This is a genomic window from Shewanella sp. 10N.286.54.B9 (assembly GCF_041468565.1).
Taxonomy (GTDB): domain Bacteria; phylum Pseudomonadota; class Gammaproteobacteria; order Enterobacterales; family Shewanellaceae; genus Shewanella.
In genome coordinates, this window is sequence record NZ_JBFRIY010000059.1 from 16,888 (window position 1) to 42,628 (window position 25,741).

The 25,741-nt window shown below is 42.3% G+C and carries 16 protein-coding genes; 10 read left to right on the forward strand and 6 right to left on the reverse strand.

The annotated features are described in order from the left end of the window. The first annotated feature begins 20 nt into the window (after window positions 1-20). Complete coding sequence (locus tag AB4135_RS18565; RefSeq protein ID WP_371994941.1) at window positions 21-2,360, forward strand: DUF5916 domain-containing protein; 2,340 nt, start codon at window positions 21-23, stop codon at window positions 2,358-2,360. Between the two features lie 60 nt (window positions 2,361-2,420). Here the strand turns inward: AB4135_RS18565 and AB4135_RS18570 are convergent, their stop codons facing one another. Beyond that, window positions 2,421-3,662: a diguanylate cyclase gene (locus tag AB4135_RS18570; RefSeq protein WP_371994942.1), complete on the reverse strand. Its 1,242-nt coding sequence runs from the start codon at window positions 3,660-3,662 to the stop codon at window positions 2,421-2,423. 442 nt (window positions 3,663-4,104) lie between these two features. After that, window positions 4,105-5,268: an RDD family protein gene (locus tag AB4135_RS18575; RefSeq protein ID WP_371994943.1), complete on the reverse strand. Its 1,164-nt coding sequence runs from the start codon at window positions 5,266-5,268 to the stop codon at window positions 4,105-4,107. A 221-nt stretch (window positions 5,269-5,489) separates the two neighbouring features. Between AB4135_RS18575 and cysK the strand changes: the two genes are divergently transcribed. Next, a complete protein-coding gene (gene cysK, locus AB4135_RS18580; RefSeq protein ID WP_220736123.1) occupies window positions 5,490-6,458 on the forward strand; it encodes a cysteine synthase A in 969 nt (322 codons plus the stop codon). A 30-nt stretch (window positions 6,459-6,488) separates the two neighbouring features. Here cysK and AB4135_RS18585 read toward each other — a convergent pair whose 3' ends face one another. Continuing rightward, entirely contained in the window at window positions 6,489-7,166 is a 678-nt protein-coding gene (locus AB4135_RS18585) for a TetR/AcrR family transcriptional regulator (RefSeq protein WP_371994944.1), read from the reverse strand. 154 nt (window positions 7,167-7,320) lie between these two features. Between AB4135_RS18585 and AB4135_RS18590 the strand changes: the two genes are divergently transcribed. The 3 genes from AB4135_RS18590 to AB4135_RS18600 all read left to right on the forward strand — a co-directional run bounded on the left by AB4135_RS18590 (window position 7,321) and on the right by AB4135_RS18600 (window position 12,747). Beyond that, window positions 7,321-8,394 carry a methyltransferase gene (locus AB4135_RS18590; protein WP_371994945.1) on the forward strand — a complete coding sequence of 358 codons (1,074 nt, stop codon included), beginning with the start codon at window positions 7,321-7,323 and terminating at the stop codon, window positions 8,392-8,394. A 118-nt stretch (window positions 8,395-8,512) separates the two neighbouring features. Next, a complete protein-coding gene (locus tag AB4135_RS18595) occupies window positions 8,513-9,496 on the forward strand; it encodes a TDT family transporter (protein ID WP_371994946.1) in 984 nt (327 codons plus the stop codon). A 554-nt stretch (window positions 9,497-10,050) separates the two neighbouring features. Continuing rightward, complete coding sequence (locus tag AB4135_RS18600) at window positions 10,051-12,747, forward strand: TonB-dependent receptor plug domain-containing protein (RefSeq protein ID WP_371994947.1); 2,697 nt, start codon at window positions 10,051-10,053, stop codon at window positions 12,745-12,747. A gap of 108 nt (window positions 12,748-12,855) precedes the next feature. Here the strand turns inward: AB4135_RS18600 and yfcC are convergent, their stop codons facing one another. Beyond that, window positions 12,856-14,334 carry a putative basic amino acid antiporter YfcC gene (gene yfcC / locus AB4135_RS18605; protein ID WP_371994978.1) on the reverse strand — a complete coding sequence of 493 codons (1,479 nt, stop codon included), beginning with the start codon at window positions 14,332-14,334 and terminating at the stop codon, window positions 12,856-12,858. A gap of 551 nt (window positions 14,335-14,885) precedes the next feature. On the opposite strand from yfcC, the gene AB4135_RS18610 reads away from it, so the two are divergent. Then, the gene (locus tag AB4135_RS18610) at window positions 14,886-15,797 is read left to right on the forward strand and encodes a LysR substrate-binding domain-containing protein (protein ID WP_371994948.1); all 912 of its coding nucleotides are present in this window, start codon (window positions 14,886-14,888) and stop codon (window positions 15,795-15,797) included. Between the two features lie 61 nt (window positions 15,798-15,858). On the opposite strand, the gene focA is transcribed toward AB4135_RS18610, so the two are convergent. Continuing rightward, the gene (gene focA / locus AB4135_RS18615) at window positions 15,859-17,388 is read right to left on the reverse strand and encodes a formate transporter FocA (protein ID WP_371994979.1); all 1,530 of its coding nucleotides are present in this window, start codon (window positions 17,386-17,388) and stop codon (window positions 15,859-15,861) included. Window positions 17,389-18,378: 990 nt separating this feature from the next. Between focA and AB4135_RS18620 the strand changes: the two genes are divergently transcribed. The 3 genes from AB4135_RS18620 (at window position 18,379) to pflA (ending at window position 23,563) form a co-directional block, all read left to right on the forward strand. Beyond that, entirely contained in the window at window positions 18,379-19,911 is a 1,533-nt protein-coding gene (locus AB4135_RS18620; RefSeq protein WP_371994949.1) for a DUF3360 family protein, read from the forward strand. A 562-nt stretch (window positions 19,912-20,473) separates the two neighbouring features. After that, window positions 20,474-22,756, forward strand: a complete 2,283-nt coding sequence (gene pflB, locus AB4135_RS18625) for a formate C-acetyltransferase (protein ID WP_371994950.1) — start codon at window positions 20,474-20,476, stop codon at window positions 22,754-22,756. A gap of 66 nt (window positions 22,757-22,822) precedes the next feature. Beyond that, a complete protein-coding gene (gene pflA / locus AB4135_RS18630) occupies window positions 22,823-23,563 on the forward strand; it encodes a pyruvate formate lyase 1-activating protein (protein WP_371994951.1) in 741 nt (246 codons plus the stop codon). Window positions 23,564-23,575: 12 nt separating this feature from the next. On the opposite strand, the gene yfbV is transcribed toward pflA, so the two are convergent. Continuing rightward, the gene (yfbV, locus tag AB4135_RS18635) at window positions 23,576-24,019 is read right to left on the reverse strand and encodes a terminus macrodomain insulation protein YfbV (RefSeq protein WP_248975192.1); all 444 of its coding nucleotides are present in this window, start codon (window positions 24,017-24,019) and stop codon (window positions 23,576-23,578) included. Window positions 24,020-24,534: 515 nt separating this feature from the next. On the opposite strand from yfbV, the gene ackA reads away from it, so the two are divergent. Then, window positions 24,535-25,731 (forward strand): acetate kinase, encoded by a 1,197-nt coding sequence (ackA, locus tag AB4135_RS18640; RefSeq protein WP_371994952.1) that lies wholly within the window; start codon window positions 24,535-24,537, stop codon window positions 25,729-25,731. Window positions 25,732-25,741 lie beyond the last annotated feature (10 nt).

The following is a 25,741-nucleotide window of genomic DNA, read 5'->3' on the forward strand; positions in this document are numbered from 1 at the left end:
GCTTTCAATAATAAAAACAAATGAATAAAGCAACCCTACTTGCTAGCTCCGTTATCCTTTTTATCTCTTGTCATTCTTTGCATGCTAATGCTGGACAGGAGAATCAATTCAATATTGAGATCCCTACACTTTCAGGCAGTATCAAAGTTGATGGTAACTTTGATGAACCACAGTGGCAGAATGCTGCAACCACCGAGATAACAATTGAAACCAGCCCAGGTGAAAACATCCCTGCGCCAGTAACAACCGAAGTCAAACTATATTCCACTGACACAAGTCTATTTTTGGCGTTTACCGCTTATGATCCAACGCCTTCGCAGATCAGAGCGAATTTGAGCGATCGAGACAGCGTTTGGGGAGATGATCTCGTCGGTATAAAACTCGATACTTTTAACGATGCTCGACTGGCTTATCAGTTCTTTGTAAATGCCTATGGCGTGCAGATGGACTCTATTGAGAATGAACTGACTGGCAATGAAAGTGACGCTTGGGATGGAATTTGGTACACAGCAGCTCAACGAACAGAGACGGGTTATCAAGTCGAAATAGAGTTGCCTTACAGAGTGCTTAATTTTGATAACAGTAGCGAACAAAAGTGGGGCGTTGAACTCGTCAGGTTTTATCCTAGAAATGAACAGCATAGGCTGTCGAGTAATCAAATAGACAGGAACAATAGTTGCCAACTATGTCAATTTGGTGTGATGAGTGGCATGTCTAACCTAGAGCAAGGTAATGATCTACAGATCACACCATCGGTGGTTTTCAATCGTAACAGTCAACGTCCACTCGACCTTAATAGTGACAGGGAAAGTGAAAACAATATTGAGCCTAGTTTAGACCTCCGCTGGGGGATCACCCCAAGTACTTTACTCAGTGCTACCATCAACCCTGATTTTTCGCAGGTTGAAGCCGATGCGGGTCAACTCGATATTAATAATACCTTCGCCCTGTTTTATCCAGAGAAAAGAGCCTTTTTCCTCGATAATAAAGACTATTTTGATACCCAGTTAAACCTATTACATACCCGTAATATCGTTTCACCAGATTATGGCATTAAGCTAACCAGTAAAGTGGGCGACCACACCTTCGCCACACTGGCGACAAACGACACCCATACTAACTTTTTAGTACCTGGAAATTTGAGCTCAGATATCGCCAGTATCGATGAGAAAAGTCAAAACTTTGCAGGTCGTTATCGCTACGATATCGGTAATGAGTTGTCTATGGGCGCGCTAGTCACCGCTAAAACCAGTGATGATTATCATAATTATGTCACTAGTGTAGATGTTAAATATCAGCCCACCGAACAAGATACCTTTATTGGTCAGTATGTTGTGTCAGATACCCAATACCCTTTAGGTTTCTCGCAAACACTGTGCAGTAGCGATGATTGCTTACCAGACATCGACTGTGATTTAAGTGATTGCGGCGTCAATGAGCGTGTATTACGAACCAGTAGTGCAGATTCTATTCGTGGCGACATGTATTTGGCTAAGTACGAACACGAAACAAGAAATTGGAATGCTATAGCGCAATATCAGTCTGTAGCAGAGGACTTTAGAGCCGATCTAGGTTTTATTGAGAAAGTCGATTTCAGTAAATTTGTTGCAGGTGGTGGCTATACTTGGTACCCAGAAAATAGTGGTTTTAGCAAAATACGATTGAGCGGCGACTGGGATATTAGCCATAACCAGGCTGGTGAAAAGTTAGAGCAGGAAGCTGAAGCAAAACTTGCTTTTGATGGCCTACTACAAAGTTACACAGCATTTGGCGTCGTTAACCGTCAACGTGTAGGAAGGCGTCACGATAGTGCTAGCCTAGCAGTTAAAAACAACACTCAGATGTTTGACGAAACCATGGGCTGGTTTTATGCCAATATGAAACCCACCCGTACCCTATTTGTCGAACTCGATGTCAATTACGGCGATAGCATCGACTTTGCCAACGATCAATTAGGCACTAAGTTTCTACTCAATCCAGGTGTTCGTTGGAATGTTACCGATTCAGTGAAGCTAAATGTATCGCATGTTTACCGTACTATGGATGTCGATGACGGCCGCCTATTTACTGCAAACTTAAGCGATGTGAGATTGAGCTGGTATATCGACATTCATAACTTCATCCGTGTCTCGAGCGTCTACACCCATATTGAAAGAGATCCAAGCCTTTATCTTTATGGCTCGCCGAATAAAGAGCAGCAGAATTTAGGCAATGAGATCCTTTACGGATATAAGCTTAATCCTCAAAGTGTGTTCTATTTAGGCTATTCAGATGGGTTAAAGTCTAATGACTCTATCGACTCTTTGATGAAAACCGAAGAGACCTATTTTATGAAAATGAGTTACGCTTGGATTTTATAAGCGAATGCGAACAAAAAAGGCTTAACCATTGGGTTAAGCCTTTTTCATTACCCACTCTTTTTAAGCAATGCAGACTAAGTTACGCCCACCCTCTTTAGCTTCGTACAGCGCAACATCAGCTCGTTGCAACATCTCATCTACGTTTTCATCGTGATTGAAATTAGCAACGCCAATACTCACAGTTATCGTTAACTCGCCCTTCGTTGTCATTATCGGTGTGCTTTCCATCTGCATGCGAAACCTATCTAACAGCGCAAATGACTTTTCAACACTTAAGCCTTTGAAACCGACAACGAACTCTTCACCACCAAATCTAGCCACTGTAAAATGTTGTGAAAATGAGTGTTTAAGGCGCGCGGCAAACTCAACCAATACTTCATCTCCTACATCATGACCATAACCATCGTTTACTTTCTTGAAGAAATCGATATCCATCAAACCGAGTGAAAGCGTACCTTGATTGCGGGTAATTTTAGGTAGTTTCTCTTCGTAGAGATTAAAAAAGTAACGCCGATTAAATACATTGGTTAAATAATCGAGATTAGCTTGCTCCCACAGTTTAGCCATCATATCGAGTGCATCCAGTGTATTAAGAACTCGACAATGGAACTCTTCATGCACGAAAGGCTTCTGCAGAAAGTCATTGGCACCATTTTTAATAAATCGTGCGGATAGACTTTCGTCGCTATCACTGGAAAGCCCAATAATTGCCAACTCTTCTCTGCTGAACTGCTCCCTAACCTTAATGATTAAACCAAACCCGTCTAGACGAGGCATATTGTAGTCAGTGATAAGCAGTTTAATATCTGGATTTTCTTTAAGGGTATCGAGTGCCGCTAAACCGTCATCTGCTTCTATCACCTGAAACAAATGCTGCTCTAAAAGACTACGAATAAACTTTCGGCTCACCATTGAGTCATCAGCAACCAACACCTTCACGCTTTGATTACGTTGTAAACGTCGAACTAACTTAGCGGTATATTCATAGCTAAAGCGATTTTCTTTAAGTACATAATCAACAATACCTAATTGCAACAGCCGTGATCGCTCTTGTGGGTCCCAGCTTCCGGTGAGTACAATACATGGGATCTGTTTTGCCAGTACTAATTTTACAATCTCGCCCTCTTGCGCATCAGGAAGGTTTAGATCAGTTACAGCCACAAAGTAATCATTTTCAGCCAAAAGGTTTTTGGCACTGGCTAGATCAGGCGCGACATCAACGTCGCAATTTAACTCTTGGGTTAATAAATGCCGCATCACCCGTGATACAACTTGGCTATCTTCAACAACTAAGATCCGCAACTTAACTCTCCTTTAAACCCATACTTCTTTAGCACGTTATACCAATTGCATTAAGTATTTGACCAGTTCAGAGCCCCCCAGCCTTTTCAATTCAAAGCGCATTGGTAAAGAAATGGTTGTTCCCTTTTAAGCCAATGCAAAGCAGAAGTGGAAAGACTGAGGAGCTCACGTAGTGCGGGTTTCAAAACGCTGTATGATTCGCTATGGGATTTGGATATAGAATAACTATTAGCTCAAATCCCACTACTTTCCTACAGCGTTTTGAATTCCCGCTGAATGGTCAAACTTTTAATGCAATTGGTATTAGTTAATCGGCCTTTTTAAAAGACTCTTTAATTATTAAATGGCTACGCTAAGTGAGAACGTTATCTATTTTTCTCTGCAATTTTACAAAATACGTGCGCAGCTTAACCCTTAGCCACCCAAAACGGTATCAATTATGTTACTTCTGTTCAATTTCCGCAGCAACCGATGCATTCAAGGCATTCCTATTTAATTGTATGATAGGTGCTTCAATTTCAGGCTTTCGGAGGTCAATAACGACAGTCGCTGATATTTTATCTTGTATTGCTTGCCGATTAGCATCCCAGAATACTTGCATAAAACCGAGTAAACCTGTGGTAAAACCTGCAGCGTAGCCACCGTAACGGCCAAAGGCAGCCCATAAGGTGATCTTGGAACCATCCAACTGGATGACACTTATTCCGAGTAGCTTTTTACCCAATGTTTGTCCATCAAACCAAGCAGTAAACACCGTAAAATAGAACGCCGCCCAACCAAAACCTAAGCCCATGTCATTTAACAAACCTATCAACCACGCTAATGGACTCGATGGTGAACTTTGGTCTGCTTCAAAACGCGGAGCATCTTCCAACGCCTCCCAGTCGACTTTGTTTGTATTTGAAGTATCACTCTCTTCATTACTAGCAACGATGCTCTCTTCTTCGACTGGCTGCTCAATATTTGCATCGGTGACAGAAGATTGCGCTTGTATATTCTCAGTTGCTACAAACTTTAACTTTAAACTCTCTTTTTGGTTAGCGGTAAGCGGTAGCTCATTAATAAGCCCTTCTATCATGCGTGCTTGTTCTGCGTTCGAGAGGCTTGAGTGGTTTAGCGCTCCTTTTAATGAACCTAAACGCTTTTGAGCACATAAGTAATCTTGGCAACTCGATGTGGATATGACTTCAGGAAGGTAATTCGCTAATTCAGCGACAGTTTGCAATGTTTCAGGCTCTGCACTATCAGCACTTATATGGGTTCCAACTTGATTAGTCTCTGAAATATCATTTTGATTGTTCCAACCGTCACCAAGTAATGCATACACCATACCTGCAAGCATGAAAGCATATAATGCCCATTTAACAATGCTCCCCAAAGATTGACTTCTTTTATGAATAACAACTGTGATTGCGACCATTAATACAAATATCCAACCTGCATTCTCCGCAAGCGCAGCCACCAAAAGCCCATCAACAGTGATTGCTAAGGCGCGTTTCAATGGGCTAGCCAATGGCTGGTACAAAACACTAGCGGCTATCTCAAAAGCATAAGGGGTGACTAATGACTTAGGATCAAGCGTTGATTCTGTCTGCTGTTTTTTCATTAATTTAATCCAGTCGTAGTGAGCGCATCACATGAGTCAAAACAGCATAATACCACCCTATTAACTTAAGCTTAACAACTGAAACTTATAGTAATTCCACTCAATACGTATAATAGTGATTGCTTTAATAACTAAAAAGAATAAAGAAGAACAAACAATCACTTCTAAAGCAGCGAAAGAGGATTATGCTTTACCTGTGCATTTTAAGGAGCAAGCAGCCCATGAGCAAAATTTTTGAAGACAATTCACAAACAATTGGTAATACACCACTTGTCCGTTTAAATCGTGTTAGCAAAGGTAATGTTCTTGCCAAGATTGAAGCACGTAACCCAAGTTTTAGTATCAAGTGCCGAATCGGCGCGAATATGATCTGGGATGCTGAGAAGAAAGGCGTTCTGACTCAAGATAAAGAGCTTATCGAACCTACTTCTGGTAACACAGGGATTGCACTTGCTTATGTAGCGGCTGCAAGAGGCTATAAGCTAACGTTAACTATGCCTAATACTATGAGTTTAGAGCGTAGAAAACTGCTTAAAGCATTAGGTGCCAACTTAGTGTTAACTGAAGGCGCAAAAGGCATGAAAGGTGCCATTGATAAAGCGGAAGAGATCCGTCAGTCAGCGCCTGAAAAGTACGTGTTATTGCAGCAGTTTAATAACCCTGCAAACCCTGAGATCCACGAAAAAACCACAGGGCCAGAGATCTGGAATGATACTGACGGCGAAGTCGATGTCATTGTGGCTGGTGTCGGCACAGGCGGAACCATCACCGGTGTAAGCCGTTACATCAAAAATACTCAAGGTAAAGCGATTACTTCTGTAGCTGTAGAGCCAGTTGATTCGCCTGTGATTGCACAAACACTTGCAGGTCAAACAGTTCAACCTGGACCACACAAAATTCAAGGTATTGGTGCTGGATTTATTCCGGGCAACCTAGATCTTGAACTGATAGACCGTGTTGAAGCCGTATCGAATGAAGACTCTATCGAAATGGCGCATCGACTGATGCAAGAAGAAGGTATTCTAGTAGGGATCTCTTCAGGTGCAGCTGTAGTAGCAGCAAACCGTATTGCAGCGCTACCTGAGTTTGAAGGTAAGAACATTGTTGTTGTATTACCTTCAGCCGCTGAACGTTACTTATCTTCAGTATTGTTCCAGGGTGAGTTTAGCGACGCTGAAAACGTACAATAAACCATAAGTCGATACAACAAAACCCAAGCTTTAGCTTGGGTTTTTTATTGCCTGAATAATGTGGCTCACAGTGGTGTGCACAATGTTATTGAGCTCAGTCTTATTCACCTTACCACGCAGTAAAAACTGGTATTCCAACAGTCGAATAATTGCCAAGACTTGGTGGGCGTCTTCACTTGCTGTTTTTGAACCAAATGCACTAAAAAATGATTTAATGCTCTGCAGTAATGTCTCTTCGAGCAAGATAATGGCTTTAGCAAGCTCGGGGTTCCGCAGTGCTTCTTCGTGAAAAGCATGCTCTAGGATACGATCATCAGGTTGAGTTAACTGTGCTTCTATATGATCACAGATAAACTCAGATAACTGCTCAACCACTAACGTTTGCAGCTCAGACTTAGTTAGGTTTTGGCTTACTTCAGCCATATTATTGAGCAAGGTATAGCTTTGCTCCTCTAACGCTTTATTCATCCACAACGTTTTTTCGGCAAAAAACGTTAATGCATCACTAATAAGGTCTTTAATATCATTAAAGTAATATGTAGTTGAAGCTAATGGTACATCTGCTTCAGCGGCAACGGCTCTATGGCGCACGCCGCGGATCCCCTCTTTAACGATTAAGCGCAGTGTCGCCTCTAGAATCGCTTTACGTCTTGCTTGCCCATCACTTCGGCTTGATTGTCGACCAACGTAGGTCAGTGGTACGAGCATGACAACATCCTTTAGACAAATGAGTGGCTTGAATAAATAAGTTCAAGTTATTCAGATGAGTAACCTGAAGCAAGATCCAGTTCAAACTATATTCAGACTGTAACATGTAACATACGCCTCCCCTAATTCGGTAACAGCTACATCGGTCTAACTTATGTCTTTCTATCGCTCGCCTCTATCAATCAGCGCATTTGATGCCAAGTTTGAAGCTCAGAAAATTGCCTTCGCCCCCATCAGCTTTCAAGTTGCTCGCTGCTTATTGAAATTCGATGTCTTACATCAAATATCCGAAAGTGGAGCTGTTGGTTGCAGCATAAGTGATTTAGCAACGCAGTCAGTACTGTCTGAGTACGGCCTTGGAGTATTAGTCGATATGGGGCTGAGTATGGGCTTGTTATATTTAAATGAAGATGCCTATGTGCTCGATAAAATCGGTCACTTTTTATTGCATGATGACATGGCACAAACCAACTTAAATTTTACCCATGATGTCTGCTATCAAGGGTTATTTGAACTAGAAGCCTCTTTACTCGAAGGTAAGCCCAAAGGGCTAGCCTCACTGGGTGATTGGCAAACAATCTATCCCGGCTTGAGTCAACTTCCAGATGATATTAAAAAAAGCTGGTTTGAGTTTGATCACTACTATTCAGATCATGCATTCGACACTTTGTTACCACTCATTTTCAAAGCTAAGCCAAAGCATATCGTTGATGTTGGCGGAAACACCGGCAAATGGGCCTTAGCCTGCACCAAATTTAATCGTGAAGTCACTGTCACCATCATGGATCTTCCAGGGCAATTAAAAGTCGCGATGCAGAACGCTGCCAATCATGGGGTCGCAGATAGAATAAGCGCCTTTGAAACAGATTTACTCGATGAAACCAAACCATTTTGTGAAGCAGGCGATCTCTACTGGATGAGCCAATTTTTAGATTGCTTTTCTGAAACAGAAATTCTCAGCATTCTAAAACGTGCCGTTTCAGTCATGGAGAAAGACAGTGAGCTATGCATCCTAGAAACCTTCTGGGATCGTCAGCCATTTGAAGCAGGCGCTTTTTGTGTCAATGCCACTTCAATCTATTTCACCGCTATTGCCAATGGCAATAGTCGCATGTACCACAGTAAAACCTTACTGAGCCTAATTAGCCAAGCGGGACTCTTTGTTGATGAAGATATCGACAATATTGGACTTGGGCACACGTTACTGCGTTGCAAACTGAAGCCTTGATTTAAATCCACACTAACCAATTAAGCAATATTTAATCTAAGGTTAACTATAACTCAATTTATTTTAATTGTAGGTGATTCTAAAATACATCCATAGAGATAAGATTTTGGAGAACACAATGACTGTTACAAATAACAAACTAACACACCGAGTATCACGCTTACCGAGTCCAATGGCTGGTTTAGCACTAGCAATAGCCAGCCTTGGTTGGGCTTGGGAGAGCATGTCTCCTGAGCTTGGTGGCAGCGCACAGTTAGCCAGTGCTTTACTTGCGTCAGTGCTGTTAGCAATGCTAGTTGCTAAATTCGTTCTGCACCCTAAAGTGCTCATCGAAGAGCTTTCTCACCCAGTGATTGGCAGTGTTATCCCAACTTTTGCGATGGGGTTAATGGTCGTTTCCGCTGCAATTGGACGGTTTAGCCAAGGCGCCGCTTTAACACTTTGGTTAACGGCGATTAGCATCCATATCATCTTTCTATTTATGTTTATCTATAATAGAGCAATTGACTTCAAGCTAAGCCATATGGTTCCAAGCTGGTTTGTCCCACCTATCGGCATTATCGTAGCGGCAGTTTCTTTTCCACATGGAGAGCTATTACAAGTACAAAACCACTGGATTGCCAACGCCATTGTTAACTTTGGGATGTTAAGTTATTTAGTCATGCTACCTATTATGCTTTACAGATTGATATTTTGTGAACCGATAGCCGACGCAGCAAAACCAACAATTGCAATTTTAGCAGCACCAGCAAGCCTATCTCTAGCCGGTTACCTAACAATATCGAGTCAGCCTTCTTTAATTATTGTTGCTGTTTTATTGACCGTAGCACTATTAATGACAAGCATTATTTATTTAGCCTTTTTTAACTTATTAAAACTTCCATTCAGTCCTGGTTATGCTGCGTTTACTTTTCCAATGGTTATCGGTGCAACCGCTTTATTTAAAACTGTATCTTGGATAGTAAGTACCTATGGAGAAAGTTCCCTATCAGTGAGTTTACTATTAACAGCCAAGCTTGAGCTGGTAATTGCAACCATCATAGTTATGTATGTAGCAGTAAGATATTTACACCATTATAAAAATAGCATTACGTATTCATAACAGTGTAAACGCCTGAAAATGAGTTAATCACTAACTAGATTTTACTGTTTATCATCTCAATTTACGCAGTTATCACCCCACAAAAAGCTACAAAATGGTAACAATGCGCCATTTTTAACCACAATAGTAACGTGACGAACATCACAAAAACAAACATTTCATACCCAAATTAATACTTTTCAACCACATAAAATGTATCACTCTTGTTACTAACGAAGAATTACCAAAAACTATATATCAACACCAAACTAACAAATCAGCAACATCACTTCAAATAAACGCCTAATAATCCGTCAAGCACAGAGTGATAACTCACAAATACAACCATTCGTTAATAAAATTTATATTTATTGTTATCAGATGTCGATTTAAAAATAACAACCTCCTAAGCTTGAAACCTAAAAAAAACTGTAACCAGATTGTTGCCACGGTTATTTAATTATGGTTCTATTCGGATGGGATTCATCTTCTTGTTTACATATAAGTCACCTTAAGAAGGTAATTCTAATTAAAATAAAACATATAATTAATATAAGTCTTCAGGGAGTAATACAATGCAAGTTAATTCAAGATTGGCCAAAGCGGTACGCTTTGCGTTAGTGGGTGGCGCAGCAACTGCAGCACTTAGCTCGCCAGTAGTTCTTGCGGCTGATGCTGAAAGTGCAGATAAAGTTGAGCGAATTCAAGTTACCGGTTCTCGCATTAAACGAACCGATATGGAAACCGCAACACCTGTAACAGTGCTAAGTGCCGATGACATGGCAAAGCAAGGCTTTACCAATATTCAAGATGCACTTCAAAGCCTAACATCTACTACTGGTGCGATGACCACTCAATCAGTTCATGGTTTTACTCCTGCGGCTTCTTCTATCAGCCTACGTAATGCTGGTGCTAACCGTACATTGACGCTTATTGATGGTAAACGTCTAAACCAGTATCCAAAACCAGCTGGCGGCACAGATAACTTCGTTGATACAGCTAACCTTCCAATGGAAGCTGTTGCAAGAATTGAAGTTCTACAATCAGGTGGTTCTGCAATTTATGGTGCAGACGCAATCGGTGGTGTTATTAACATCATTTTGAAGAAAGACTTTGACGGTGCAGCGCTAAAATACCGTCACGGTGATACCACCAATGGCGGTGGCATGAATGACAGAATCGCGTTCTCTATTGGTTCTTCTTCAGACAAAGGTAACGTTTCAACGTTTATCGAATATACAAACAACGAAGTACTTCGCGCGACAGATCGTGAAAACTTTGGTTTAGATACAGATAAAGTTCCTCACAGTGAGTTCTCTCAGTACAGCTCTTACGGTGCACGTATTGCAGGCGCGAGCAAAGGCGCAAGTGGTGCTCGAGCATTGACTGCAGAAGAGTGTACTGCGGGTGGATTCTTCTGGGATTCAGCACGTAGCATTTGTGGATATGACCGTTCGAAGCAACGCGACCTTGAACCAGAAAGCTACCGCTTTATCAGCACAACTAACTTCAACTATGAACTAGCTGACGATATCACTTTCTTAGGCCGTTTAGACTTTGCACAAGCAAAATCGACCACAAACATTGAGCCAATGGCGATCAATGACTACGACATCAAAGTCGCAGGCAATGACGTAACCGTTTCTGGTGCTGGCGGACTAAGTAAAACATTCAACGACAAATCTACAGCACTAGGCGGTGATTTCGCTAATGCGACAGATGGTGATTACTACTACGTTCGTCGTCTACATGAATTTGGTAACCGTCAAGGCGAAACCAATACCCGTAACTACTTCTTCACCGCTGGCCTTGAAGGTACAATCGCAGATGAGTATAACTGGGATGCGTCTGTAAACTACGGCCGTACTAATGTTGATGTATTCCGTGGTGGCTATGCGACTATCGCTGGTATGTTTGACTACATAACCGCTGGTGACAATGGTAACTCTTTACTTAAGAATATGTCGACTGCGGATGTAGAAGACGCTTCTTACACACCTTTTGAGCAAGCACAATCTACACAGAAAAACGTTCAGGCAAACATCACAGGTTTAGCATTTGAGTTACCAGCTGGTGACGCAATGTTCGCATTTGGTGCTGAGTACACTGAGCAGGACTACCAAACAGATTCAGATTCTGAATCTAAGAAAGGTAATATCTTAACCACTGGTGGTTCTTCAGGAAACGGCGAGCGTGATTTCTGGGCAACTTATGCTGAGCTAAGCATGCCTGTTCTTGACCAGCTAACCATCGATGTTGCTCTACGTTATGATGAATATAGCGATGTTGGCGGTAACCTTTCACCACAGCTAACTGTTGAATACCGTCCACTTGATGAGCTACTCGTTCGTGGTTCTATCAGCAGCGTATTCCGTGCACCAGATATGCACCGTGTATATGGCGACCCTACTCAAGGCTTTACACAGGTTATTGATTTTAAACAGTGTGCAGCTATGGGTGGAACACCTGGTGAAGCAAACTCTAACCCAACAATCAATGAAGTGTGTAACGAGCTACACATTGATATCACAACGGGTGCTAACAAAGATCTTGAAGCTGAAACAGGTTACACAGCTAACATAGGTGCAGTATGGGGCGGTGATTCACTAAACGCTTCTGTAGATCTTTGGGAGTGGAAGCTTGATGACATGGTTAGTGACATCAGCGCTTCAAAAGCAGCACGTGAATATGACCTATATGAAGATATGATCACTCGTGATGCAGACGGTACTATTACTCACGTTAACTCTGTCGCCCAAAACCTTGCATACCAGCAAGTTCGTGGTCTAGATGTTACTGCGGGATATGGTTGGGATCTAGATGCCATTGGTGAGTTTAAACTTAACTTTAACGGTACTTACATCTTAATGTCAGAAGGTCAATTAGACCCAACAGCTGAAATTGATGATGATATCTACAACGGTGGGTTACCACAGTACAGAGCCAACCTTGTACTGGGTTACTTCCTAGAAGACTTTGAAGCAACACTTGGCGCATACCACACTGCACGTATGCACGGTACTGCTTATAAGTCATTTGCTGAAGGCGGTGAAGGCGAAGAAAGTGACTACGAAGTAGCATCACTAACTAAGTGGAACCTAACTGCAGGTTACAACTTTACTGACAACATCAAAGTATCTACAGGTCTAATCAACATGTTTGATGCTGGCCCTAACTTTGACCCAACAAACACTTCATGGCCTCATTACCCACGTAGCGTATACAACGCTCGTGGACAAGAGTGGTTCATTGAAGGTGAAGTTAAGTTCTAAACACTGTTGAACTAAGCGCACTAAATGGCGCTTAATCAAACATAAAAAAATGGCATCTTAGGATGCCATTTTTTATTGCTTTAAGTTAATGGTGCAACATCAAACTGTTTAGCTAAACCCCATGTAGTGGGCAGTGATGACAATAACACTAGAGACAACAAACAGCCCCAACATAAAGCGCCAGATAAACTTAAGCCACTGGCCCCAATCCACTCTACAAACGCCTAACGTCGCCATCAATGAAGCTGACGTAGGCACCAATACATTAGTGAAACCATCTCCTAATTGAAACGCCAGCACCGCAACTTGCCTAGTGACGCCAACAATATCAGCGAGCGGTGCCATCAACGGCATTGTCAGCGCTGCTTGACCTGAACCTGAGGTCACAAAAAAGTTAAACACTGCCTGGAACACAAACATAAACCATGCTGACATCACACTCGGTAGCTGGCCAATAAACTCTCCAGAGCTACTCAATATGGTATTGAGTACACTAGGGTTGGCTGCATTACTGCCGCCGAGTAATAATAGTATTCCCGATGCACAGCCGACTAAAACTGCCGGTTCAAGCATTGTTGATGCCCCTTGCTTGAAGCTAATGGCGACTTTATTTACCGTCAGGTTATTTAGCTTAAAGACAACACCGATGATACCGACAACAATACCCATCGCAAAAAACTGGCTAGCGATTTCAGGGATAAACCAAGCATTGACCACCACGCCCCATATGATCCAGGCCACAGTTGCTACAATGGTTAGTAACACCAGAATGTCGCCTAGGTTAAAGCGGCTATCGAGATTTGCATCATTGGCATTATCACGGAAATATTGATCGCTTTGACGACTATATGAGAGCTCAGGTGTTGCTTTTATTTTAGCAGCATAGCGCATGGTAAATATCAGCCCCATAAGGGTAAAACCTAACCACATGACTACCCGTACGCTAGAGCCAGACAACACAGGAACATCGGCAATGCCCTGGGCAATCGCCACACTAAATGGATTCATCCATGAGGCTGCAAAACCTATTTGAGTAGCAACATAAGTTACCATTACCGTGGTTATACCGTCGTAGCCAAGCCTTATCATTAACGGACAGATAATAATCGCAAAGGCAATCGCCTCCTCCCCCATCCCAAATACTGCCCCGCCCAGTGAGAATAGGGTAAAGATAACCGGTATAAACAGTGTTTCATTGCCTTGGGTTTTATCGATAAGCTTTAAAATGCCGTTATCAATGGTTCCAGTTGCCATGACAATGCCAAAGGCGCCGCCGATAACGAGCATAAACATGATGACACCAATCGCGCTGCCCCACTTTGATCCAGAAACTAAGCCTTCAAAGGCAAAATTAAAGAAGCCCGTGCCTCCACCGCCAGCAAATAAACTGACGGGCTGCAGCATGGGCTCGCCATCATCATTTAACTGGTAAGCAAATGAATTAGGATCGACCACGCTGCGGCTCTTCTCAACACCGTCAATCACGTAGCTTACTTGTTGTGTTTCAAATGAGCCAACAGGAATAAAGTAGGTCATTACTGCTGCAAACAGTGCCACAAAGAAGATAATCACCAAGGTATCGGGCATCTGCCATGGTCTATTCACAATGTGAGAACGACTGTTCGAGGGATTGATTGAAGTTTGTTGCTGAACTGCGGGAGCTTGCTTCATTTGGCCGCCATATTGTTATTATTTGGCAGCAAATATAAACCAATGTCAGCGCTTTATCTATGAGCGCTTAATTGGCAGTCGGTAAAAGATGGACTAACGCCCATATCGTTTCATTTGAAAGAGTAAAAACTAGGCAACTGAAAAGGTATTGTCAGTTGAAATAGTCAGTTAAAAGATAGCCTAAGTGATCCATTGCGCCTTACTAACGTGTGTATTTTCTCGCTTTACAGCTGAGCAAAACATCTTTGCAACTATTTATTATCAAAGCACTTACCCTATGTTTGTCACTAGAGGTGCATGCGGATCACACTATATATAGAATAGTGAACTTAATCTAAGTTATTCGTACCTAACACCAACTTGGCTTGTTCAACGCTTGTTCACCGCCTAAAATCATACCCAATGACCATCAATTAAATTGATAGTTTCCATTTAGTAATTTTTCGAGTAGGTAAACAGTAGGTGCAATGAAGTATTCTCTTAAACAAATAATGGTTTTCGATGCTGTTGCCAGCCTAGAAAGTGTCAGTGCTGCGGCTAGAAAACTGTCGATGACGCAATCGGCTGTAAGTATGTCGTTGGGACAATTGGAGAATTTACTTGGCCGGCCACTCTTTATTCGCCAGGGTAACCGGTTAACGCTAAGCCATTGGGGCAACTGGCTGCGGCCAAAAGCGAGACGTCTGTTACAAGATGCACAACAGATTGAATTAGGCCTGCATGAACAACATCTTATAAGCGGTCGATTTCGGATCTGCTCTAGTCAAACAGCCGCTGAACACCTGTTACCAGAACTTATCAGCAAAATTGATACCGACTTCCCAGAACTCCGCATTGACTTGATGGTAGAAAATACCGAAAACGTGATTGAAGGCTTACTTAATTATGAATACGATTTTGGCATAATCGAAGGCCGCAATGATGACAGTCGACTGCATCAGGAGCAGTGGCTTGATGATCACCTTGTCGTGGTATCATCACCTCATCATCCATATGCTAAAACAAAATCAGCAAGTTTAGCCCAGTTAGAGCAAGCAAAGTGGGTACTTAGAGAGCAAGGTGCTGGCACAAGACGTATTTTTGAAGGCGCCATTCATGGCATCATTGAAAAACTGCATGTGTGGAAAGAGTATGAATACGTTTCGCTGCTTAAGGCCCTTGTTAAGAATGGTCCTTACTTAAGTAGTTTGCCCTATTTAGATGTAGAGAAAGAGATAGCCAACGGCGAATTAGTGGTGTTATCCACCCCAGAGCTAAACATGCAACGTCATCTTTCATTTGTCTGGCGTAATGATGCAGGTGAGAATCCACTCCGAGATTGTGTTATTACAGAGGCCAGACGTTTGAGCCGCAATAGGGTTGGTAAAAAAAACCGCTAAACTGACAATAAGGCAAAGAGGATCGGCCTCCTCTTTGCCCTTTGTTACGCTTTCAATATGCTTAGAACTTATAGATCTCACAGACTTTCTGCGCTATATCTTCCCGTGTAATAACACCGCATAATACGCCGTCTTCAACCACAGGGAACACACTCGGTTTATTTGCATTAGCTGCTCTTAGACGCTCTTCGTAACTTTTGAATGTGTTACCTATCAGCATCCCAGTGTCGTTTACTGGAAATAATTTCTCTCTATCAACAACCATCAGTTCTATCAGATCGGCAACGGCATCTGACGGCGATACCGTCAATACCTGGGTTTGCATCAAATCAGCGACTTTAAAGTTTACGCCACGGGCAAATTCTTCAGACCATAGGCTGCGTAAGAGATCTTGTTGAGAGACAAAACCAAGTAACTGTTGTTGCTCATTAATCACAGGTGCACCGCGACTCGCACTTTCGGTAAGACGCTTCAACCCTTCGTATACCGTAATGTCGGCTGTTAGTGTAAATGGAGCAGGATTCATTAGATCGCTAACATTAAGTTTTTGTATTGTTTTAGGCATATTTTTTACTCCAGAAGATAGGTAGGCACTGTTAGGACTTTGCGCCACTGAAGGTTCAGCAAAGGCTTGTTCTATAAAATGTGTTTGGTTATTTTTTTCGAGATCTGACAATGAAATGACTTCAGCCAAGACAGAGTGCTTATTTTGTGTCGTTAAATGTGGATATGGACTTGGATTAGCTTTCTCAATTAGCCAGTAGCCTAAGCCAACGAACAAGCCACCACCGACAATATTACCCAGTGTCACCGGTATTAAGTTATTGATAATAAAGTTGGTAACCGTTAAGTCGCTATATTGGGCTTGAGTGACATTGAGTGCTGCAAACCAAGCTGGGTCTGACACATTCGCCAGCACTATGCCTAAAGGCACCATGAACAAGTTAGCGATACTATGTTCAAAACCACTACTAACAAACATCGCCACAGGTAACATCAGTAATATCGCTTTAGTTAATGCGTCTTTACTGGAAAATGTCATCCAAACGCCAAGGCATACCAACATATTACAGAGCATTCCCAGCACAAAAGCTTGCCACCAACCGTGGTGCAACTTATGTTGGGCGATATTAAGAGCATTGAGTCCCCAAAGGCCTTCATTTAGATTTTGCATCCCGGCGACCACAATCAATAACAGCATTAGCATTGCACCAATAAAGTTACCGACATACACGCGCCCCCAGCATTTGAGTAAAGACTGAGTTGAAACTTGTTTTTGTGCCCAGGCGACGCTACTTAGCACGGTACTGGTAAATAGTTCACCACCACAGATCACCACTAGCATTAGCCCAAGACTAAATGCTAAGCCTCCAGCGAGTCTCATTAGCCCCCAAGGTCCAGTACTGCCGGTTGTTACTGTGATATAAAACACAAATGCTAATGCGATAAATGCACCCGCAAATATCGCCAAGCCGAAAGACTGCCAATGAGCCTTTACCACTTTATCGGATCCATATCGCTCCGCTTGTTGATACATACTTGGTTTTAGCCCGCTCTCTTGCGATAAAGGACTTTTTAGTTGCTTGGTCATCGGCATCTGTTTTGTTTGGCTATTTCCCGACATACTCCCCCCTTACTGCTTCGTAACAGTAAGTCACTAGACCTACACTCATTACACACTCCAGTTATTCAAAAACGAACTCTTGTTCTAAGCACAAATTACCCGAAGCAATGGGATAATAAAATCTGATAATAATGATAGGCTCAATCATTATTCTTGATACCTAGAAAAGTCCATATGCAGATGTTAACGTTGTTACCAAACAAGGAGCGCAATACATAAGCAGCTGTTATATAACAATATTAATTGTTAATCAGAAATGAGCGATTACGTATGGTTAAATATTTTGGCAGTTTTAATCGGTAAGCATTAACGAGCAAAATCAAATCTAAATGCGTACTTATAAAAGCAGCTAAAGGTATATAAAGACGCTAGTCGGTAGCCAATTTATCGATAAAACCGATACCGACATCAAGATATTAATGATTTCATAAAGGAGGGCAGCAGCCCCGAAAGCGATCCAGATCACAACTGCCACTTTATTTGCCGTGACGAATGCCCAGTTATAGTGATCTAAAACCACAACAAGTATCACAAGTTTACTAACGGTTATTTTTCGACCTAAAATACAGGTTTTATTGATCTAGACACTAAGGCAAATTACATGCCTATTATTAGATTATTTAGCCATCACTGTATAAGTTGTTAAGTCGCTCTCAGTTTAATCAAACATCATATTCAATAACTTTGATACTTGATGTTGAACCAAGGTTACTATGTTAAGATCTTTGGGGTAAATTGGTCTTACCAATTTAGTATAGGTAAAGGATTACCCATGTAACCAGCGTTTCAGCGCAAACAATGCTGAATATTTGCCGTTACAGAAGCGTTAACAAAGACTTGAAGTCGACTACACTTATACCTATCAGTATAAGAAAGTTGTTAATTCACAGGGAACAACTAAATAACTGTTATATATCCCGATGAATCACTTAAATTCTTTTCGGAGAATGAGAAATTATGCCTGAAACAGTAAAGAATGAAGCAGAAGACAGCTCAGATCAGAGCTATAAAGCACTTCACCGTCCCGCATCTGAATTTAATACTCGTGAAGAGTATTTAGATAATGAACTAAAAATAATGAAGCCTAGACGCTGGGGGCTTAATCTACCTGGCAGAGACTTTCGCTTTGAATGGGAAGACTTAGTTCCTGCTATCGCTGGGACTATCGGTATTACCGTGATGTATTCTGCTGTAATGGCAGCATGGGCATCGGGACTATCTGAACGTTGGGAGCATGTAAACTTAGGCGCAGAGTTCGCAATCCAAGTTGTACGAGTTGAAATGCTTATACCCGCGCTACTCTTTTGTATTATCAGCTCAGGATTCATTAATCCTCGCGCTAACCTCGGTGGCAACCACGGACCAATGATCCCTTTAATTGGTGCCATTGCCTTAGCAGGTGCTCATCCTCTGGCACTCGCTATTCTACTTGGGGTGTTCGGTCTCATTCTCAGCTACTTTAAAGGTGGATCTAGGCTGGTTAATTTAACCAGTAGCGGGGTTGCTGGAGGCCTGCTAGTATTTCTCGGTTTCATGGGAGCCAAGAGTCAAATCACTTCGCTGTTTGACTGGGCTGGCGGACTTGAAGCCAAGCATGCGCTAGATTACAGCTTAGGTTATGTCGCTTTCTTCATTTTACTGGCAAACGTCATCTTATATGCTTACCTTGCAAAAGTTGGCAAGCGTTGGCTAGCGATTCCGCTGTGTTCGATTGCCGCAATCGTGCTCGCTTTTGCATTAGGTGCTGGACTTGATCTTAAATTTGTAACAGAACCTGGGATCCCTAACTTAAACCCTATGTATTGGTGGGGATCAACAGAATACGGTTGGCAGTTAGGCTTACCTAACATTGAACACTTTATTGCTTCTCTACCTTTTGCAATCTTAGCTGTTGCAATGTGGTCACCTGATTTCCTTGGGCACCGCATCTTCCAAGAGCTTAACTATCCAAAAGGTTCAGAAAAAGTATTGATGGATGTTGACGATACTATGACCACCTGCTCAGTTCGTCAGATTGTCGGTACAGCAGTTGGTGGCGGTAACATTACCTCTTCTTGGGGGACATACATGATCCCAGCGGCCATCGCTAAACGCCCAATACCTGCAGGTGCTATTTTGCTCGGCATAATGTGTATCTTAGTGGCAGTGATTGGTTACCCAATGGACGTTACCGTATGGCGACCTGTTATGTCGATTGCACTTTTAGTTGGGGTATTTTTACCACTGCTTGAAGCCGGTATGCAGATGGTAAAAGACACTAAAAATAGCCAATCAGCTGGCATATGTATCTTTGCCGCATTCGTCGCAAACCCTGTTTTAGCATGGGCGTTAACCATGTTTCTAGACAATAACGGCCTTATTGGTGATAAAGAACGCGCTAAATCATTATCGTTCACTGACCGTATGGTCATCCCTGGGCTTGCATTTGTTATTTGTCTTGCTGCCATGTTAGCGGTAGGCATGATAACCGGTATACCAGCTCTACTTTAAATGAATTGGCGAACAGAGCCCTGCACTCTCTTCGCCTTTTTCTCATCTATAATTCTTATCAATCTGTTTGATACTCACTATGACTTAAAACATAGCGCTAGGTTGCAAAGCAATCCTATTGAAGCTTTAGCAGCTGCATTGAATTAAGAGAGAGAATAAACAGCAATAAATTACCTTGCGAAAAATAGACCAACAAGGCAATTACCTGACATCAAGCATAGATGCAAACATTAAATTGTTTAATAAATGCTATCTTGTTAACAGTTTCAACAAATACGCGCCAATTGGCTGCGGATTAGAGTGCAGGCTCAGTAAGGCTATGGTAATATACTTACGGTAAATTGGTCTTACCAATTTAGATAAACCACTTTGTTAGAGTTAATGTAAATTCTATTGTGGTTATCAACAAACAAATTCCTGCGAAGTGAAATCACTTCGAAAACGTTTCAACAAAAGGCTAAGGCCTTTGCAACGTTTAAGCATTAGCTATTGGTCGTTAGGGTTAAACGATAAACCTAGTTAACGCCAATAACCTTTATCTCAAACAGAAGGTATTAGTACGATGACCGAAAAAACTGAACAGTTTGCAAACGCGTGGGAAGGTTTCACGCCAGGCGATTGGAAAACTGAAGTCAATGTGCGTGACTTTATCCAAGCTAACTACACGCCTTATGAAGGCGATGAGTCTTTCTTAGCAGATGCAACCGAAGCGACTACAGAGCTTTGGGATAAAGTAATGGTAGGCGTTAAGCAAGAAAACCGTACCCACGCCCCTGTCGATTTTGATACTGACAAAGTGTCTACAATCACTTCTCATGAAGCGGGTTACATCACTAAAGACCTAGAAACAATCGTTGGTCTGCAAACTGAAGCACCGCTTAAACGTGCAATGCTGCCTAATGGCGGTATTCGCATGGTTGAAGGTTCTTGCGCCGCATATGGTCGTGAACTTGATCCAAACATTAAGTATGTTTACTCAGAGTTACGTAAAACACATAACCAAGGTGTTTTCGATATTTACACACCTGAAATTATGCGTTGTCGTAAGTCTGGTGTATTGACAGGTTTGCCTGATGCATATGGCCGTGGTCGTATCATTGGTGATTACCGTCGTATCGCGCTATATGGTATTGACTACCTAATGCAAGATAAGTTTGCTCAGTTTGGTTCACTTCAAGCTGACTTCGAAACAGGCGAAAACCTATCTTACACAATGCAGCTTCGTGAAGAGATCGCCGAGCAGCATAAAGCACTTGGCCAAATGAAGCAGATGGCAGCAAGCTACGGCTTCGACATCTCTAAGCCAGCTACCAATGCTAAAGAAGCGATTCAGTGGACTTACTTTGGTTACCTTGCCGCTGTTAAGAGCCAAAATGGCGCAGCAATGTCATTGGGGCGTACTTCAAGCTTCCTTGATATCTTTATCGAGCGTGATATCGCTGCTGGCGTATTGACTGAGCAAGAAGCACAAGAGATGGTTGACCATTTCGTGATGAAGTTACGTATGGTTCGTTTCCTACGTACTCCAGAATATGATGAGCTATTCTCTGGCGACCCAATCTGGGCAACAGAGTCAATCGCCGGTATGGGTGTTGATGGCCGTACATTAGTGACTAAGTCTAGCTTCCGTTTCTTGCACACTTTGTACAACATGGGCCCAAGCCCAGAGCCAAACATCACTGTACTTTGGTCTGAGCAGTTACCGCTTAACTTTAAAAAGTACGCAGCTAAAGTTTCTATCGATACTAGCTCTATCCAGTACGAGAACGATGACTTAATGCGTCCAGATTTTGAATCTGACGATTATGCTATCGCATGTTGTGTAAGCCCAATGGTTGTTGGTAAGCACATGCAGTTCTTCGGAGCCCGTGCCAACCTAGCTAAAACTATGCTTTATGCCATCAACGGTGGTGTTGATGAAAAACTTAAGACTCAAATTGGTCCTAAGTTTGCGCCAATCACAGATGAAGTTTTAGATTTCGATGACGTTATGGGTCGCTTAGACACCATGATGGACTGGTTAGCAACGCAATATGTATCAGCTTTAAACGCTATCCACTTCATGCACGACAAGTACTCTTACGAAGCCGCACTTATGGCGCTTCACGACAGAGATGTTCGTCGTACAATGGCATGTGGTATCGCTGGTCTATCAATTGCAGCTGATTCACTTTCTGCAATTAAATACGGCACTGTAAAGCCTATTCGTGACGAAAATGGCATTGCTGTTGATTTCGATATCAGCGGTGATTATCCAAAGTTTGGTAACAACGATGCACGTGTTGATGATTTAGCCACTGAGCTTGTAGAGCGCTTTATGGCGAAGATCCGTAGCATGAAGATGTACCGTGATGCGATTCCTACACAGTCTATCTTAACAATCACCTCTAACGTGGTTTACGGTAAGAAAACAGGTAACACACCTGATGGACGCCAAGCAGGCGCACCTTTTGCACCGGGTGCAAACCCTATGCATGGCCGTGACGAAAAAGGAGCCATTGCTTCTTTAACATCAGTTGCTAAACTACCTTTTGCTCATGCACAAGATGGTATCTCTTACACCTTCTCTATTGTTCCTAATGCGTTAGGTAAAGATGAAGATGGCCGTAAAGCTAACCTTGCGGCATTAATGGATGGTTACTTTGCTCATAACGACAGTCGCGAAGGTGGCCAACACCTAAACGTAAACGTGATGAACCGTGAAATGCTTGAAGATGCCGTGGCTAATCCAGATAAATACCCACAGCTAACCATTCGTGTTTCAGGTTATGCAGTACGCTTTAACTCTCTGACACCAGAGCAGCAGCAAGATGTTATCACTCGTACCTTTACTAAAGGTCTATAACGTCGGTTTTATGTGTTGATTCGGCTAGCGTAGCAAAGTGCTGCACTAGCCTCACAAGGAGTAATAATGGCAGTAACAGGTCGGATTCATTCATTAGAGTCCTTTGGCACCGTAGATGGTCCAGGCATAAGGTTTATCACCTTCATGCAAGGTTGCTTGATGCGATGTCAGTACTGTCATAATCGCGATACTTGGGATCTACACGGTGGTAGAGAAATTAAAGTCGATGAGCTAATGAGCCAAATCATTAGCTATCGACCTTTTCTAGAAGCCAGCGGTGGCGGTGTTACAGCCAGCGGCGGTGAAGCGGTATTACAACCAGAGTTTGTCGCAGAGCTTTTTAAAGCTTGTAAAAAAGAAGGTATTCATACTTGCTTAGACACTAATGGTTTTGTGCGCAAATATACCCCAATTATTGACGAGCTACTTGATAGCACCGATTTGGTGTTGCTTGACATTAAACAGATAAACGATGAAAAACATATCGATTTAACCAAAGTCAGCAACCAACGTACATTGCAATTTGCCGAACATTTACATAAACGAAACCAAAAGACTTGGATTAGATATGTGGTTGTCGGTGGGTTTACCGATGATATTCCATCGGCACAAGCTTTGGCCGAATTTATCAAACCAATGACCAATGTAGAAAAAGTAGAGTTACTACCCTATCACGAGTTAGGTAAGCATAAGTGGGAAGCGATGGGTGAAGAGTATGAACTCAACCAAATCTCTCCTCCAACTACCGAAACGATGGAGAAGATAAAGCAAGTCTTTATCGATATGGGTATTAATGCGATTTATTAAATGTTTGCCGAGCTAAAGCTCTTCCCAATAACTTGCATCTAAACGTTCGAATGCCGCTTTCAAAATAAGCGCCATATCGTAATAGCAAGCTTTAGCGCCTAAAGGCCGACAATTTACACCCATTTGAGACAGCTTAGTTGATAACTGATTACCCCAGTCCAACAAAGTTAACGGTAAAGGATGAGCGGATCGCCAACCTAACCATAGCAAACCTTGAATAGGTAAGCTGATAAAGAATAATGCAATAGTGATTGCTTGTGGTAAGTAATCCCAGCCATGCAGATATAACTGACTGGCGCCAGCCAACACCGCGAGTAGTGGCATTAAAGGCAAAGCAATTTGAGTCGCACGCATAACGCGGTACTCAGGAAAATAAAAACTCAGTTGTCTAACCATAGGCCACGTCTTCATATAACGACGGCCTTCACCTAAGGTTTTGAGAACTTGAATGCTCAAGAATGGCACCTATTAATAATCAATAACAAGCCTAACTCTAGCACAAACACTTGGCTTGCCCCAAGGCTCTATGCCCGGTAAGCAACAGATTTTCGCTCTTTTACAGGGCACATTTTACGACTTCGGCCTATAGTTGCCATAGAAGTTATTGTTATACCAATCGGTATAAAGATTTGGTCGCTCAGCGAGAGTTTAGCGATTTTGAGGCAATGTCATTAAATGCTCCTGCATTAATGACATTCACCACATCCATGTGGTTTGCAGTGAGTGAAGCGCATAGTTATTCTACGTTCAAGCTCATTAACGCAGCATCAGAGTCGCTAACACTCGCCTGTAAGGAGCGTTTTTGGCTTCCTAATTCAGTGTTGGATAAAGGCAAAAGGGAACAACCATTATGGCAATTATCCGCCTTGAATTAGTTCGCCAAAAACACTCTGAGTAGACCCACTACTTATACCGATTGGTATTATTCAGTGAATCAAACGATTTCATTACTTATTGCGAAAGGTTTAAACATGTCAAACAAACTGGTATTGGTGCTTAACTGCGGTAGTTCATCTCTTAAGTTTGCGATTATTGATGCGCTAACTGGTGATGACCAAATTTCAGGTCTAGCCGAGTGTTTTGGTCTTGAAGACTCACGAATTAAGTGGAAAGTTAACGGCGCTAAGCACGATGCCAGCTTAGGCGCATTTACTGCTCACAGAGAAGCGGTTGAATATATCGTAAACAACATCTTAGGTGCGCACCCTCAAATTGCCGAGCAGATCCAAGCCATTGGCCACCGTGTTGTACACGGCGGAGAAAAGTTTACTCACTCAGTGATCATTGATGAATCTGTGGTTCAAGGCATTGAAGATTGTGCCACATTAGCACCACTGCATAACCCTGCTCACTTAATTGGTATTCGTGCTGCACAAGCATCATTCCCAGACTTGCCACAAGTGGCTGTATTTGATACTGCTTTCCACCAAACCATGCCAGAGAAAGCCTTTATCTATGCCCTGCCGTACAAGCTTTACCGAGAAAATGCGATTCGTCGTTATGGCATGCACGGTACTAGCCACCTATTCATTAGCCGTGAAACAGCTGCAGCTTTAGGAAAAGATGAAGCAGATACTAATGTTATCTGTGCGCATTTAGGAAATGGCGCTTCTGTTACTGCAATTAAAGGCGGTAAGAGTGTTGATACTTCTATGGGGTTAACTCCACTTGAAGGTCTAGTCATGGGTACTCGCTGTGGCGATATGGATCCATCAATTATTTACCATCTAGTTAACCGTCTTGGATACACCTTAGATGAAGTTAACAACCTACTTAACAAGCAAAGTGGCTTATTGGGTATTTCTGAACTAACCAATGACTGCCGCGGTATTGAAGAAGGTTACGAGAAAGGACATAAAGGTGCCACCCTTGCACTTGAGATCTTCTGCTACCGTTTAGCAAAGTATATCGCGTCATACACAGTACCTTTAGAGCGTCTTGATGCGGTGGTATTTACCGGTGGTATTGGTGAAAACTCTGATGTTATTCGTGAGAAAGTGCTTAACTCATTAGCGATCTTTAACTTTAAAGTCGATAAAGAGCGTAACACTGCCGCACGCTTTGGTAAGCAAGGTAAAATTACTAAAGATGAAGGTCCAGTAGCAATGGTTATCCCGACGAATGAAGAATGGGTTATTGCCCAAGATGCAGTCTCACTAATTAAATAGTCAAACTTGT